The following is a 13968-nucleotide window of genomic DNA, read 5'->3' as shown; positions in this document are numbered from 1 at the left end:
GTTTATATTTTTAGATTGAAATTTTAAGTTTATCTAAGTTTGGCACCCAGCTTATCTTCCAAGTTCTTCACCAGTTTGGACATGATCTTATCAATCATCTTATCATTCAAAGTCTGGCTCTCATCCTGAAGCAGGAAGCTCACCGCATACGACTTCTTGCCTGCTTCCAGATTCTTACCTTCGTACACATCGAAAAGTTCCACTTCTTTCAGCAGCTTCTTCTCTGTTTCGTAAGCAATCTTTTCGATTTCGGCAAACTGCACATTCTTGTCAAGCAACAATGCCAGGTCACGTTTCACAGCAGGGAACTTGGAGATTTCCTTGTAGCTGATCTTCACAGAACGGATAGCCTTCATCAGTTCCTTCCAGTTCAAGTCGGCAAAATACACTTCATTGTCGATATCAAATGCTTTCAACAGTTTTTTAGTCACGATACCGAAAGAAGCAAGACGCTTACCACCCTTCGTATTGACAGAGAGTGCGGCAGCAAAAATATCGTCCGTCAGATTACCGACAACCAGATTGTGCAAATCCAGTCCCAGACGCTTCAATATATTTTCTACATAAGCCTTCAACTCATATACCGAACTGTTCTCATCCGCATGTGCCCATGAATTGGAAACCTTCTTACCGGTTACCCACAAACCCAAGTGATAATCTTCCGAGTAAGGAGCCAATACCTTCTCTTCGTTCTTCTTGTCACCATCGAAATGATAGCAATTACCGAATTCGAAGAACTTCAAATCAGCATTCTTACGATTTGCATTATGAGCAATACTTTCCAGTCCACCGAACAGCAAAGTCTGGCGCATAGCGTTCAAATCCGCACTCAACGGATTCAGCAACATCACCAGGTGGTTGGACGGATAAGTCTCCATACCATCATAGTAAGCAGCACGCGTCAATGAGTTGTTCAGGATCTCATTAAATCCGCAACCCACCAATTGCTCTGCAATCAGGTTCTGCAATTTATTCGATTTATCATGTTCACCTTTAGTAGTCAGGCTGGAGTTCAGCGTAGTCGGGATTTCAACATTGTTATATCCGTAGATACGAAGAATATCTTCAATCACGTCACAATCACGCTGCACGTCTACACGATAAGGAGGAACAGCTAATGTCAGCCCTTCTGCCGTTTCATTAGTGATCTTCATTTCCAGGCTGGTCACAATGCTCTTGATTGTCTCTACCGGGATTACTTTTCCTACCAAAGAATGTACTTTCTCATAAGCCAGATCGACTATAAAATCGGGTGCAGGAGTAGTGAACACGTCTTTTATTTCAGAAGAAATCGTACCGCCCGCCAGTTCTTTGACCATCAAAGCAGCCAGCTTCAGGCAATAAATAACTCCGTTCGGATCAATACCGCGTTCGAAACGGAAAGAAGCATCCGTATTCAAGCCATGACGGCGGGCTGTCTTACGCACCCATGTAGGATGGAAATAAGCACTTTCGATGAATACATCTGTCGTAGCTTCCGTGGAACCGGAGTCCAGTCCGCCGAATACACCGGCAATACACATGGCCTCTTCCTTGTTACAAATCATCAGGTCGCGTTCGCTCAATTTACGCTCCACTTCATCCAGCGTAACGAACGGAGTTCCTTCCGGCATTGTCTTGACAATTACTTCATTGCCTTTGATCTTTCCGGCATCGAAGCAGTGCAACGGCTGACCGAAAGCATGAACGATATAATTGGTAATATCCACTACATTATTAATAGGACGCACCCCGATCAGACGCAATTTGTTTTGCAGCCATTCCGGACTTTCCTTCACAGTGACACCTTTCACCGTAACACCGGCATAATGCGGACAAGCTTCGCTGTTTTCCACCTTCACTTCAATATTCAAGTCGTGGTTTTCCACTTTAAAGCCGTCCACCGACGGACGTTGCAAAGTAGCCTGTTTGCCGTTCTGAATCAGATAAGCGTACAAGTCACGAGCCACCCCATAGTGAGAGCAGGCATCCGCACGGTTAGGCGTGATATCCACTTCAAGCACATAGTCGCTCTTGATATTATAATAATCCTTGGCAAGCGTACCCGGAACAGCATTTTCCGGCAATACGATAATACCTGCATGATCCGTACCGATCCCTATTTCGTCTTCAGCACAAATCATACCGATAGATTCCACCCCACGGATTTTTGATTTCTTGATGGTAAAACATTCGTCACCGTCATAAAGTTTTGTACCTAAAGTAGCCACCACCACTTTCTGTCCGGCAGCCACATTCGGGGCACCACAAACAATCTGTACCGGTTCACCGTCTCCCAGATTAACAGTAGTAATATGCAAATGGTCAGAATTAGGATGTTCCGTGCAGGTCAGCACTTCACCAATCACAAGTCCTTCCAAACCACCTTTAATGGTTTGCACTTCTTCTACACCACCTGTTTCCAAGCCGATAGAAGTCAACGCAGCCGCCGTTTCATCGGGCGTCAGATCGAAGTTGACATACTCTTTCAGCCAGTTATAAGAGATATTCATATGATTAATTTTTTATTGTTTCTCAAAAAGATTTGCAAAGTTAATAAGATTTTTCGGTTGACCGAGAAGGTTTGATAAAAAATTGCGCGTTATTTCACCACAGAGGACACAGAGGACGCAGAGGATACCGGAAAAATGAAAAATAAGTGTAAATCCGTAATAAGCAAATGTATATAATTCATTTACCAACAAATTCAACATGAGTACTTAATAAAAAGAAAGAACTCTGTATTCTCTGCGTCCTCTGTGTCCTCTATGGTGAAACAAAGCACAACTAGAACGGTAACGGTCCATCCCCCGGCGCCCCGAACGGATTCGCTGTCTGTGGCGAAAAATCAGGAGCCGGCGGCGGCGGTACAGACCCCGCATTGCCCGCATTCATTTTCGATCCCAGCATAGCCCCGGCAGGTTCGCCCGGCATCGGGATCACCATATCGTCCTCCGGATTAGAGAAACGGGTAAACTCACCCTTAAAGCGGAGCAACACCTCGCCTACTGCACCGTTACGGTGCTTGGCGATTACAATTTCCGCCATGCCGCGCAGGTCATTTCCGCGGTCATCCTGATAAATCTTATAATATTCCGGACGGTGGATAAAGCACACCATATCGGCATCCTGCTCGATGGCTCCCGATTCACGAAGGTCACTCAACTGCGGTCGTTTACCGTCAATACCTTCACGGCTTTCCACACCACGATTCAACTGTGACAGTGCGATGATCGGAATACTCAACTCTTTTGCCAATCCTTTCAACGAACGGGAAATGGTACTAACCTCTTCCTGACGGCTACCAAACGCCATACCACTCGCATTCATCAACTGAAGGTAGTCAATGATGATGATTCGCACCCCATGTTCGCGTACCAGACGGCGTGCTTTCGTTCGAAGTTCAAACACAGACAGAGACGGCGTATCATCCACGTAAAGCGGTGCATCCATCAGATTCTTCAGTTTATAATCCAACTGTTGCCACTCATAACCCGCCAGCTGTCCGCTCTTGATCTTTCCACTTTCAATTTCGCAGACATTGGCAATCAAACGATTCACCAGCTGAACGTTACTCATTTCAAGAGAGAACAATGCCACCGGGTTCCGGTAATCCACCGCAATATTCTTAGCCATTGAAAGGACGAAAGCAGTCTTACCCATAGCAGGACGGGCAGCTATAATAATAAGGTCGGAATTCTGCCAACCCGAAGTCATCTTGTCGAGCTTTGTAAAACCACTCTCAAGACCACTCAAACCGTCGGTTCGCGCCGCAGCCTTCTGAATCAGCTTATAGGCTTCGTCAATCACCGGATTGATCTGCGTATAATCTTTTTTCATATTCTGCTGTGAGATCTCAAAAAGCTTGCCTTCCGCTTCCTGCATCAAGTCGTCCACATCCAGCGTTTCATCAAACGCCTTACTCTGGATATTGCTTGTAAACGTAATCAGCTCACGCGCCAGAGATTTCTGTGCAATAATACGGGCGTGATACTCAATATGCGCTGATGAAGCCACCTTACTACTCAATTGAGTAATATAGAACGGGCCTCCCACCTCTTCCAATTCTCCGCGTTTGCTAAGTTGTTCCTTTACAGTCAGAATATCCACCGGTTTCTGATTCACCGCAAGATCGGTGATAGCAGAATAAATCAACTGATGCCGTCGTTCGTAAAAAGATTCGGGACGAAGAATCTCACTCACCAACGAGTAAGCATCCTTTTCAATCATTAAAGCTCCCAGAACTGCTTCTTCCAGTTCAGGCGCCTGCGGCTGAATACGACCATAATCATTTACCGGTTGTATTTTAGTAGACTTTGAATTGCGGGTATTTCTTTTCTGTTCGGCCATCGAGGTATTTACTATTTTACAATTTACTATTTACTATTTTACGACTGGACAGACTCTATTATCACATTTATCACGGAATTCTTCCAGTCGGGACGACAAAGATAGAATATAATCATGAAGAATGGATAAGGAAAAATGAAGATTTTACTAACTTTGCTCCCGAATTACATTCAACACATGATTAATTGTCATGTGCAGCACTGCAAATAGTAAATCGTAAATAGTAAAATAGTAAATAACCTTATGCTTGCTTTTCCTAATATCAAAATAAACCTGGGACTTTCCATCACGGAAAAACGCCCGGACGGATATCACAATCTGGAAACCGTTTTCTATCCGGTAGCTCTGGAAGACGCACTGGAAATCCGTACCTCCCCTAACGCTGACCGAAAATTCACTCTCCACCAACACGGAATGGAAATAGCCGGTAACCCGGAAGACAATCTGGTAGTAAAAGCCTATTTGTTGATGGATAAGGAATTTCATCTCCCTCCTGTCGAAATCCACTTATACAAGCACATCCCTTCAGGAGCCGGACTGGGAGGAGGATCATCGGATGCCGCTTTCATGCTGAAGTTGCTCAACGATCATTATCAGCTGGGAGTATCCGAAGAACAATTGGAAGTATACGCTGCCACTTTGGGAGCAGACTGCGCTTTCTTTATCAAAAACAGACCGATATTTGCCGAAGGAATTGGAAACATCTTCTCCCCGGTCGAACTTTCATTAAACGGCTACCAAATCATGATTATAAAACCGAATGTTTTTGTTTCCACCCGGGAAGCCTTTTCAAACATTCATCCCCATCGTCCGAAATATCCGGTTATGGAGGCAATCCAGCGTCCTGTACAAGAATGGAAGGATACGTTAATCAATGATTTCGAAGCAAGTGTATTCCCGCAACATCCCGTCATTGGAGAAATCAAAGAAGAACTCTATCATCAAGGAGCAATCTACGCATCCATGAGCGGCTCCGGATCTTCGGTATTCGGATTGTTTGCTCCCGGATTCGTCTTACCGGAAATTAATTGGGGAACTGACGTATTCTGCTTCAAAGGAAAGCTATAAAGTAAAGAACCATATAATCGTACGCCCATGCTGGGCGTACAAAAAACGGTACCACGACTCACGTCGTAGTACCGTCACAACACAAACACAAAATAAAACACGACAAAACTACTATGCAATCTTTCCTGTCTATGCCGGGGAGGCATAAGTACTATTTACGTATATTCGCATACTCATAAACAGCTTCAGGTCGATTAGCATCAATTAAACAAATCGCATGCACGATTTGTTTAAACTTTTATGTTATTTAAAACAAGTTTCCCTTTTATTGAATCCCTCTTTCACGGAGTTTCAGCTGCCAGTTCCATGCAGAGCGTAAAGTATCTTCTAAAGTTTCTACGGCTTTCCAGCCCAGCTCTTTATTAGCAAAATCCGGGTTAGCCCAAACTTTTTCAATGTCGCCTGCACGACGTCCGACAATCTGATAATTCAATTTTACGCCCGTGGCTTTTTCAAAGCCATTTATTAATTCCAATACAGAAACACCACGTCCTGTACCAATATTGAATACTTCTACTTTTTCTTTTTGTGTCTTTTCCAAGATACGACGGATAGCAATCACGTGTGCTTTAGCCAAGTCAACGACATTGATAAAGTCACGGATACAAGAACCGTCCGGTGTATCATAATCGTCACCAAACACGCTAAGTTTCTCACGGATACCGATGGCTGTCTGGGTCAGATATGGAATCAGGTTTTGAGGAACCCCGTTAGGCAGTTCACCCAGCAATGCAGTAGGATGCGCACCAATCGGGTTGAAATAGCGCAACATGATCGCATTGATCGGAGCACCTGAAGCTACCGTGTCACGAATAATCTCTTCATTGATCTGTTTGGTATTTCCATAAGGTGATTCCGCTTTCTTGATCGGAGCCTTTTCCGTTACCGGCAACTCGTCCGGCTGACCGTATACTGTACAAGAAGAAGAGAACACAATACCTTCTACTCCATGCTTTGGCATCAGTTCGAGAAGGTTAATCAAAGAAACCAGGTTATTACGGTAGTAAAGCAACGGTTTCTGTACCGATTCTCCTACTGCTTTGCTAGCTGCAAAGTGAATGATAGCCTTAATTCCTTTATATTTTGTAAATACTGCATCCAGACCGGCAAAGTCCAGGCAATCCAGCTTTTCAAAAACTGGACGAATACCGGAAACTTTCTCTATATTGTCAACAACGTCAGCACTTGAATTTGATAAATTATCGATGATGATTACTTCATATCCGCTGTTTTGTAGTTCTACAACAGTATGAGACCCAATGTATCCTGTCCCGCCTGTTACTAAAATTCTTTCTTTCATATACTTTATAAAATGGTTAGTTTCTCGGCTTATTATTGTTTGAGTTACAAATGTATGGAAATAAAATGGAATAGCAATAATTTGCCACGAATTTATTTGCTAAAAAGTAATTAAGGTACAATTTGGTAGCATTTAGGTATAAAAAAGAATTGGAAACTCTAATCTGTATGTCGCCACACAGCAGAGCTTCCAATCCCCTATTTAATTATCAACTGTAAATCCTTACCTTACACCACGCCGGAGAATCCCATGAATGCCATAGCAAGCAAACCGGCGGTAATCAAAGCAATCGGAGTTCCTTGCATTCCTTTCGGAATTTTCACAAGGCTCATCTGTTCGCGCAATCCGGCAAAAAGCACCAGTGCCAGACCGAAGCCGATAGCCGTAGAGAATGCGTATACAACCCCTGTCAGCAGGTCATAGTCTTTCTGAATCACCAGAATAGCGACACCCAGAATACAACAGTTCGTTGTAATCAGCGGCAAGAACACACCCAAAGCCTGATACAGAGCCGGAGACACCTTTTTCAGGATGATTTCCACCATCTGCACCAGTCCGGCAATCACCAGGATGAACGTAATCGTCTGCAAATATCCCAGTCCGAAAACATCCAGTACAAACTTCTGAATCAGGAAGGTGACGATGGTAGCGATGGTCAACACGAAAGCAACCGCAGCACTCATACCCATCGCAGTTTCCACCTTCTTGGATACGCCCAGGAACGGACAGATACCCAAGAACTGCGACAACACGATGTTGTTTACAAAGATTGCCGAAATAAATATCAATATATATTCCATAGTTGTTAAATTGAAAATTGAAAATTGAGAATTAAAAAATCAGAGAATGTGAAAATGAAATTAAGAATATGGTTCATATCTATTATTTCTCAATTCTCAATTTTCAGTTCTCAATTTATTAATTATTGCAATGAGGTATCCCAAAGCGATGAAAGCACCCGGAGCCAATACGAATACCAACATTCCATATTCTTCCGGCATGATGGTCAGATCGAAGATTTTACCGGTCCCCAGAAACTCGCGGACAGCACCCAGCAAAGTCAGGGCGATGGTGAAACCAAGTCCCATACCGATACCGTCGAACATGGAAGCAACTGCGTTATTCTTGGCAGCAAAGGCTTCGGCACGTCCCAGCACAATACAGTTCACTACAATCAACGGAATGAAAAGACCGAGTGTAGCATACAGTCCCGGCACGTAAGCCTGCATCACCATTTGAAGCAAGGTCACGAAGGATGCGATCACCACAATAAACGATGGGATACGCACCATGTCCGGAATCAGGTTCTTTATCAAAGAGATCACCACATTCGAGCAGATCAATACGAACATGGTAGCCAGTCCCATACCCATACCATTGATAGCCGATGACGTGGTACCCAATGTAGGACACATACCGAGCAGGAGTACAAACGTAGGATTCTCTTTAATAATCCCGTTCATCATTACTTTAAAGTTATTCATATCTGTCTCCTTTCTTATTTAGCACTGACCGAATCAGTTAGTTCAACTTTAATCGTAGCTCCCGTAGCAGCGTCAGCAGCATCTGCGTCCGCGCCTTTCGCTTTTTGAGAGGCACCGGTTACACCGTTCACTTCCCCGCCTTCGGCCTTATAGGCTTGATAAGCGGCATTCACTGCATTGAGGAAAGCACGTGAAGTAATGGTAGAAGCTGTGATGGCATCCACCGCTCCCCCATCTTTGCTGACAGTCAACGGAGCTTCACCCGGATTCATACCCAGAATAGATTTTTTACTCTCTTCGTGAGATACCGCTTGTTCTCCCTTTGCAGGATCATAAGCCCCGAACCATTTGTCGGCCTTAGAGCCCAATCCCGGAGTTTCCGCATGTGCCAACAGGGAGTAGTTATAGATTTTCCCTTCGGCATTAAAACCTACCAGCACTTTCAGTTCACCGCCAAATCCCATTGATTTAGCTTCAACGGCCGTGCCCACCAGTTCTTCCCCGTTCTTGGCCGGATAAACGATAAAGTCAACGATCTTCTTTCCGTCTTTCTCGCTGAAGATCGTATCACTTTCCGCTACCGGATTGTTGGTAAATTCAGGAAGAACCTTTTTCAAGGCCTCGTTCAGCGTCTTTGCATTCGCTTCGGCGATAGGGCCTTTCGTCAGTTCATTTACATAAGCCAGCAACGCAACGGAAATAGCAGTCACTCCCGTAAGCACCAGCAACATATTCTTTAAAGATGATTCTAACTTTTTCATTTCTTCTTCGCTACCTCCCCAAAGCGTTTAGGTTTACAATAGGTGTTAATCAGCGGAGTGAACGCATTCATAATCAGGATGGCGAACGACATACCTTCGGGATAGGCACCGAACAAGCGGATAACCACTGTCAGCAGACCGATACATACACCATAAATCAGCATCCCTTTCTTGCTCATCGGAGAAGTCACATAGTCGGTTGCCATAAAGACGGCACCCAGCATCAGACCACCGGAGAGCAACTGCAATACCGGAGATACATATTTTTCCGGATCTGCAAGGTGCATGATACCGGCAAAGATAAACACGGTAGCCAGGATAGACACAGGAATATGCCAGGTGATAATCTTCTTCCAAAGCATATAAACCAGCCCGATCAGCAGAGCCAGTGCACTCACTTCACCCAAGCATCCGCCGTTCTGTCCGATCAGCAAGCTCAATGCGTCCGGAATCTGGTTTAAAGCATCCATAGCCGCGCTCTTATCTGCAGCATGAATCGCCTGTTTCATCAATGCCAGCGGAGTAGCACCGGTGGTAGCGTCCGTATATGCCGTCAACTGTCCGACTACCGGCCAGCTGGTCATCTGCACCGGGAAAGAAAGCAACAGGAACACGCGGCCTGCCAATGCAGGGTTAAAAGGATTGCAACCCAGTCCGCCGAAAGACATCTTGCCTACACCGATAGCAAACAGTGCGCCCAGGATGATAATCCAGACAGGCAGGTTAGACGGTAAGTTAAATGCCAGCAACACACCTGTGATGATGGCAGAGCCGTCGCAGATGGTGGTGGTCGGTTTCTTCATTAAATATTTTCCGATGGCCCATTCGAAGAACAAACAAGCCGCAACGGAAGTAGCCGTGACAATCAGAGCCCCCAGTCCGAAGAAATAGAGAGACACCAGAAAAGCCGGAATCAGTGCGATCAGCACGCCATACATATTTTTCTGTACGCTGTCTCCGCCATGGACGTGGGGCGATAGTGATACGATTAATTTATTTTCCATATTCGTTATTTTTTAGCTTGACGTGCACGAATCATAGCTCCCACTTTGCCTTTACCCAGACGACAATAGTCGAGCAGCGGACGGTTGGCGGGACAAGTGAACTGGCAAGAGCCACACTCGATACAATCCATGATTCTTTCTTTTTCCATTGTTTCAAAATCTCCGTTTTCGGACAAAGCTCCGAGCAAGTACGGCTCCAGTCCCATCGGACAGGCACTCACACACTTCGCGCAACGGATACAGGTCTGCGCCTCCCCACGTTTGGCTTCCTTTTGGTTCATAATCAGGATACCGGAACTGCCCTTCGCAGTAGGAACCTCGATGTTTACCAACGCCTTACCCATCATCGGGCCGCCGCCGATCACCTTACCCGTATCTTCGGGCAAGCCGCCGCAAGCGTCGATCAACTGCTTCATCGGCGTACCGATACGAGCCAGGAAGTTGGACGGTTTGGCAACCGACTTTCCTGTCACGGTAATCACCCGTTCGAACAACGGCTTATTCTTCTGTACCGCTTCATAAACGGCAAATGCTGTTCCCACGTTCTGCACGACCGCTCCCGTAGAGATAGGCAACGCGCCGCTGGCCACCTGACGTTTGGTAATCGCATCGATCAGTTGCTTTTCACCTCCTTGCGGATATTTCACCTTCAAGGGCACGACCTCGATGCCTGCATAGCTGGAAGCCACTTTCGTCATCAGTTCGATAGCATCCGGCTTATTATTTTCGATTCCGATAAATGCCTTGTTCACTTTCACCGCTTTCATCAGGATAGAAACACCTACCATGATTTCTTCCGCGTGTTCCAGCATCAGCTGATGGTCGGCAGTCAGGTAAGGTTCACACTCTACGGCATTGATTATCACACATTCCGCCTTGAAGGAAGGAGGAGGACAAAGTTTCACTTGAGTAGGGAAACAAGCACCGCCCAGCCCTACGATTCCGGCATCGGCAATCTTCTTCACGATCTCTTCTGCGGAAAGTTCACACTCTTTCACCAGTGTGGTGCTACGGTCGATTGTTTCTTCCCATTCGTCGCCTTCCACGTCAATGAAGATAGCAGGTTTCGCATAACCGCTGGCATCGACTATGGTATCAATCTTCGCCACTTTACCGCTGACTGAAGAGTGAATTGCTGCCGAAACAAAGCCGGCAGGTTCGGCAATCCGTGTGCCCACCTTTACCACATCCCCTTTCGCAACGATCGGTTTTGCAGGTGCACCGATGTGCTGCCCCAGCAAAATAACAGCCTTTGCAGGAACTTCCGCTGTGATAATGGGTTGATGTGCCGACAATTTATTTTCGTGTGGATGAACTCCACCAATTGAAAATGTCTTTAACATACAATTCTGTATTTTATTCTGTTATTATTCTGTTACTTTTGGAGCTTCTGTTGTCTTTGCAGCAGCAGGTTTCGGAGTAGCCGGAGCCTCTTCTTTCGGTTTCCGCGGAGGGAAATTCAATTCGATAATGGTATTCTGCGGACAAACTTCCACACATTTCCGGCAAGATTTGCACTTGTTCGGATCAATGTAAGCCAAGTTGTTTTCCAGCGTGATAGCTTCGAACGGACAAGTCTTCACACACTTGCCGCAGCCGATACAGCCCACCGCACAAGCCTTGCGTGTCACAGCTCCCTTGTCTTTATTCACACAAGAGATATACACACGGCGCGATTTCTTTCCTTGCGGACGGATTTCAATAATCGCCTTCGGACAAGCCTTTACACAGGCACCACAAGCGGTACATTTCGTTTCATCCACTTCCGGAAGTCCTGTTTCAGGATTCATGTGGATGGCATCGAACTGACAGGCAGCCACACAGTCGCCGCATCCCAGACAGCCGTAGCTGCAACCCGTTTCCCCGCCATACAGCGAAGCAGCGATAGCACAACTCCTCGCACCGTCGTATTGGTTAATACGCGGACGATTCGCACACGTTCCGTTACATCTCACCACTGCTACCATCGGTTCAGCTTCTCCGGCTGCAAGCCCAAGGATATCAGCAATCTGTGCCATGACGGGCTGTCCGCCTACGGGGCAGAACTTGCCATCCAGCGAACCGGCTTTGACGCAAGCGTCGGCAAATCCGCTACAACCGGGGTAGCCACATCCACCGCAATTAGCCTGGGGAAGCACTTCTCCCACCTGGGCAATCCGCGGATCTTCATACACGGCAAATTTCTTGGAAGCCACATAAAGAATAGCGGCTAGCACGAGCGCTATAGCTCCCAATGAAATCACTGCAATCAGAATCAAATTCATAATGTTTTTAGTTATTTATTGGTTTTATAGTAAATGAAAATTGTTGTTTGAGTCGCGTTTTGTTGAGCCATAAAACGAAATAATAAGGTATAAGGACAGCCAGAGAAAGAAGAGCCGCATACAGTTCATTCCCCATCAAAGCCATCAAAAGAAACAATGAGAATATAAGAAGTACGAAAGGAAGTACAAACGCCAACAATACCGCCATCATGCCCATCGACGTTTCGCCGACCACCATTACTTTCTCTCCCACCTGATAGGAAGAAGCCGCCGTATCTATGATATCTATGATTTTGTCCTTACTATCCGCCGAAGAACAATGTCCCTTTGCGCCACAAGCCGCACAAGCCGATGTCTGGACAATCCTCACCGACAGATGAGAACCCTGTATGTTTTCCACAATACCTAGATGCTTTATAGTATTATTCGTCATTCTGCAAACTCCACATTACAAATCGCGGCAAATTTAATCATTATTTGTGAACTACGAAGCATTCCTCAAACTTTTTCTACATAATAAAATGTTATTTTTTGCGTTTTCGTTATCGCACACGAAAAAGGTATGGCTACTATTTGATAGATTTCAAAAATGACAAATAGACATCTTAAACAAAAAAATCCCGGCCGTTTTATTTATTCAGCCAGGATTTTCTATCAATTATTTCACGGATTACTCCACTATCCTCTTCTTGTAGTAGCGCAGATACATTCTCACCAACGTATTCAAAATCTGTTCAATCTCCTCTTCGTTGTAGGCATTCAAACAGAGATTCATTACTTTTATATAATCGTTCAATGGGAGATTTAGCCCTTTTTTATGCCATTCAAAACATCATGTCCCATACCTAGGGTCTCGCAGACATACTCATTTCTCAATTTCGCACGTTTAAGCAACTCATTAATATAAGCTCCCAAATCACTGCAACAAACCGTTTTCTTTTTCATCTTTGTTTTTTGTTGTTAAATACACACTTCAATAATTAATTATTTTAACTTTTATCCTCACATATCAGGGTAGAGTCTATTTTGTTATTACTACTTTCATGCCGTGTTTTGGCACACACTCATATTTTTTGCAAAAGTAAACATTTTAACTTACAACAAAAAGAAAATGATATCAAACAACTACAGAATGTCCTATTTCATGCCACCGATCGCTCCTATCAAAGACAAACAAGGCCGACTGATGACTCCTCCCACACTTATCCCTTTCTGCGAAGTCTCCCTCGAACAAGTTTTCCAAATGATTACCTGCAACGAGAATCTCAAAACCCTGACCGAACAAGTACGGAATGCCGCGGATATACGAGCAGCCAAAGCGTCATTACTACCGTATGTGACTCCCTGCGGCACATTCACCCGCCGCAGCAGTAAGGATTTCGTCTCCCCGTCTCATCTGGTGATAGTAGATGTGGACGGTCTCTGCTCCTATCAGGAAGCAGTGGAAATGCGCCGTATGCTCTATGACGATCCTCTCCTGCAACCTGTACTCACCTTTATCAGCCCCAGCGGACTGGGTGTAAAGGCATTTGTTCCTTGCCATTATTCCTCCACGACAGATGATGCCAAAAATATCACAGACAACATGAGTTGGGCGATGCGGTACGTAGAGACGGCATACAATACGGTAACAGCGGTTTCTTCCGAAACGAAACCCAAAGTAGATTTCTCCGGCAAAGACCTCGTGAGATCCTGTTTCCTTAGTTATGACCCGGAAGCATTGTTCAGAAGAAATTATAAATTATAAATTATCAATTA

Annotated in this window: 12 protein-coding genes; 2 read left to right on the top strand and 10 right to left on the bottom strand. The window is 45.1% G+C overall.

Going from position 1 to position 13968, the window contains the following annotated elements; genetic code table 11:
- Positions 1-29 precede the first annotated feature (29 nt).
- The gene (gene pheT, locus AAHJ11_RS13310; RefSeq protein WP_148366992.1) at positions 30-2492 is read right to left on the bottom strand and encodes a phenylalanine--tRNA ligase subunit beta; all 2463 of its coding nucleotides are present in this window, start codon (positions 2490-2492) and stop codon (positions 30-32) included.
- 274 nt (positions 2493-2766) lie between these two features.
- Positions 2767-4329 (bottom strand): replicative DNA helicase, encoded by a 1563-nt coding sequence (gene dnaB, locus AAHJ11_RS13305; protein ID WP_148366993.1) that lies wholly within the window; start codon positions 4327-4329, stop codon positions 2767-2769.
- A 243-nt stretch (positions 4330-4572) separates the two neighbouring features.
- Here dnaB and ispE point away from each other — a divergent pair, with 243 nt between their 5' ends.
- A complete protein-coding gene (gene ispE / locus AAHJ11_RS13300) occupies positions 4573-5397 on the top strand; it encodes a 4-(cytidine 5'-diphospho)-2-C-methyl-D-erythritol kinase (protein WP_148366994.1) in 825 nt (274 codons plus the stop codon).
- Between the two features lie 265 nt (positions 5398-5662).
- On the opposite strand, the gene galE is transcribed toward ispE, so the two are convergent.
- The 8 genes from galE to AAHJ11_RS13260 form a co-directional block, all read right to left on the bottom strand.
- Positions 5663-6697, bottom strand: coding sequence for a UDP-glucose 4-epimerase GalE (galE, locus tag AAHJ11_RS13295; RefSeq protein WP_074705183.1), 1035 nt, complete (start codon positions 6695-6697; stop codon positions 5663-5665).
- A gap of 227 nt (positions 6698-6924) precedes the next feature.
- On the bottom strand, positions 6925-7497 hold the full coding sequence (gene rsxA, locus AAHJ11_RS13290) for an electron transport complex subunit RsxA (protein WP_004295587.1): 573 nt from the start codon (positions 7495-7497) through the stop codon (positions 6925-6927).
- Positions 7498-7593: 96 nt separating this feature from the next.
- Positions 7594-8181: an RnfABCDGE type electron transport complex subunit E gene (locus AAHJ11_RS13285; protein WP_008998541.1), complete on the bottom strand. Its 588-nt coding sequence runs from the start codon at positions 8179-8181 to the stop codon at positions 7594-7596.
- 14 nt (positions 8182-8195) lie between these two features.
- Positions 8196-8942 carry an RnfABCDGE type electron transport complex subunit G gene (locus tag AAHJ11_RS13280; protein WP_148366995.1) on the bottom strand — a complete coding sequence of 249 codons (747 nt, stop codon included), beginning with the start codon at positions 8940-8942 and terminating at the stop codon, positions 8196-8198.
- The gene (locus tag AAHJ11_RS13275; protein ID WP_138343724.1) at positions 8939-9946 is read right to left on the bottom strand and encodes an RnfABCDGE type electron transport complex subunit D; all 1008 of its coding nucleotides are present in this window, start codon (positions 9944-9946) and stop codon (positions 8939-8941) included. Before AAHJ11_RS13275 ends, AAHJ11_RS13280 begins: the two co-directional genes overlap by 4 nt.
- 5 nt (positions 9947-9951) lie before the next feature.
- Positions 9952-11289 (bottom strand): electron transport complex subunit RsxC, encoded by a 1338-nt coding sequence (gene rsxC / locus AAHJ11_RS13270; RefSeq protein ID WP_074909204.1) that lies wholly within the window; start codon positions 11287-11289, stop codon positions 9952-9954.
- A gap of 24 nt (positions 11290-11313) precedes the next feature.
- The gene (locus AAHJ11_RS13265) at positions 11314-12210 is read right to left on the bottom strand and encodes a Fe-S cluster domain-containing protein (RefSeq protein WP_148366996.1); all 897 of its coding nucleotides are present in this window, start codon (positions 12208-12210) and stop codon (positions 11314-11316) included.
- Between the two features lie 7 nt (positions 12211-12217).
- Complete coding sequence (locus AAHJ11_RS13260) at positions 12218-12643, bottom strand: SoxR reducing system RseC family protein (RefSeq protein ID WP_148366997.1); 426 nt, start codon at positions 12641-12643, stop codon at positions 12218-12220.
- Between the two features lie 681 nt (positions 12644-13324).
- Here AAHJ11_RS13260 and AAHJ11_RS13255 point away from each other — a divergent pair.
- Entirely contained in the window at positions 13325-13957 is a 633-nt protein-coding gene (locus tag AAHJ11_RS13255; RefSeq protein WP_297284816.1) for a BT4734/BF3469 family protein, read from the top strand.
- Positions 13958-13968: the final 11 nt, after the last annotated feature.

It is taken from the genome of Bacteroides sp. 90-K9/2 (assembly GCF_047310725.1).
Taxonomy (GTDB): Bacteria; Bacteroidota; Bacteroidia; order Bacteroidales; family Bacteroidaceae; genus Bacteroides; species Bacteroides vicugnae.
This window is presented reverse-complemented; position numbering and strand designations above follow the sequence as displayed.

Excerpts from the sequence above, each read along its gene's own strand:
- pheT (WP_148366992.1), bottom strand. The coding sequence starts at position 2,492 with ATGAATATCTCTTATAACTGGCTGAAAGAGTATGTCAACTTCGATCTG.
- dnaB (WP_148366993.1), bottom strand. The coding sequence starts at position 4,329 with ATGGCCGAACAGAAAAGAAATACCCGCAATTCAAAGTCTACTAAAATA.
- ispE (WP_148366994.1), top strand. The coding sequence starts at position 4,573 with ATGCTTGCTTTTCCTAATATCAAAATAAACCTGGGACTTTCCATCACG.
- galE (WP_074705183.1), bottom strand. The coding sequence starts at position 6,697 with ATGAAAGAAAGAATTTTAGTAACAGGCGGGACAGGATACATTGGGTCT.
- rsxA (WP_004295587.1), bottom strand. The coding sequence starts at position 7,497 with ATGGAATATATATTGATATTTATTTCGGCAATCTTTGTAAACAACATC.
- AAHJ11_RS13285 (WP_008998541.1), bottom strand. The coding sequence starts at position 8,181 with ATGAATAACTTTAAAGTAATGATGAACGGGATTATTAAAGAGAATCCT.
- AAHJ11_RS13280 (WP_148366995.1), bottom strand. The coding sequence starts at position 8,942 with ATGAAAAAGTTAGAATCATCTTTAAAGAATATGTTGCTGGTGCTTACG.
- AAHJ11_RS13275 (WP_138343724.1), bottom strand. The coding sequence starts at position 9,946 with ATGGAAAATAAATTAATCGTATCACTATCGCCCCACGTCCATGGCGGA.
- rsxC (WP_074909204.1), bottom strand. The coding sequence starts at position 11,289 with ATGTTAAAGACATTTTCAATTGGTGGAGTTCATCCACACGAAAATAAA.
- AAHJ11_RS13265 (WP_148366996.1), bottom strand. The coding sequence starts at position 12,210 with ATGAATTTGATTCTGATTGCAGTGATTTCATTGGGAGCTATAGCGCTC.
- AAHJ11_RS13260 (WP_148366997.1), bottom strand. The coding sequence starts at position 12,643 with ATGACGAATAATACTATAAAGCATCTAGGTATTGTGGAAAACATACAG.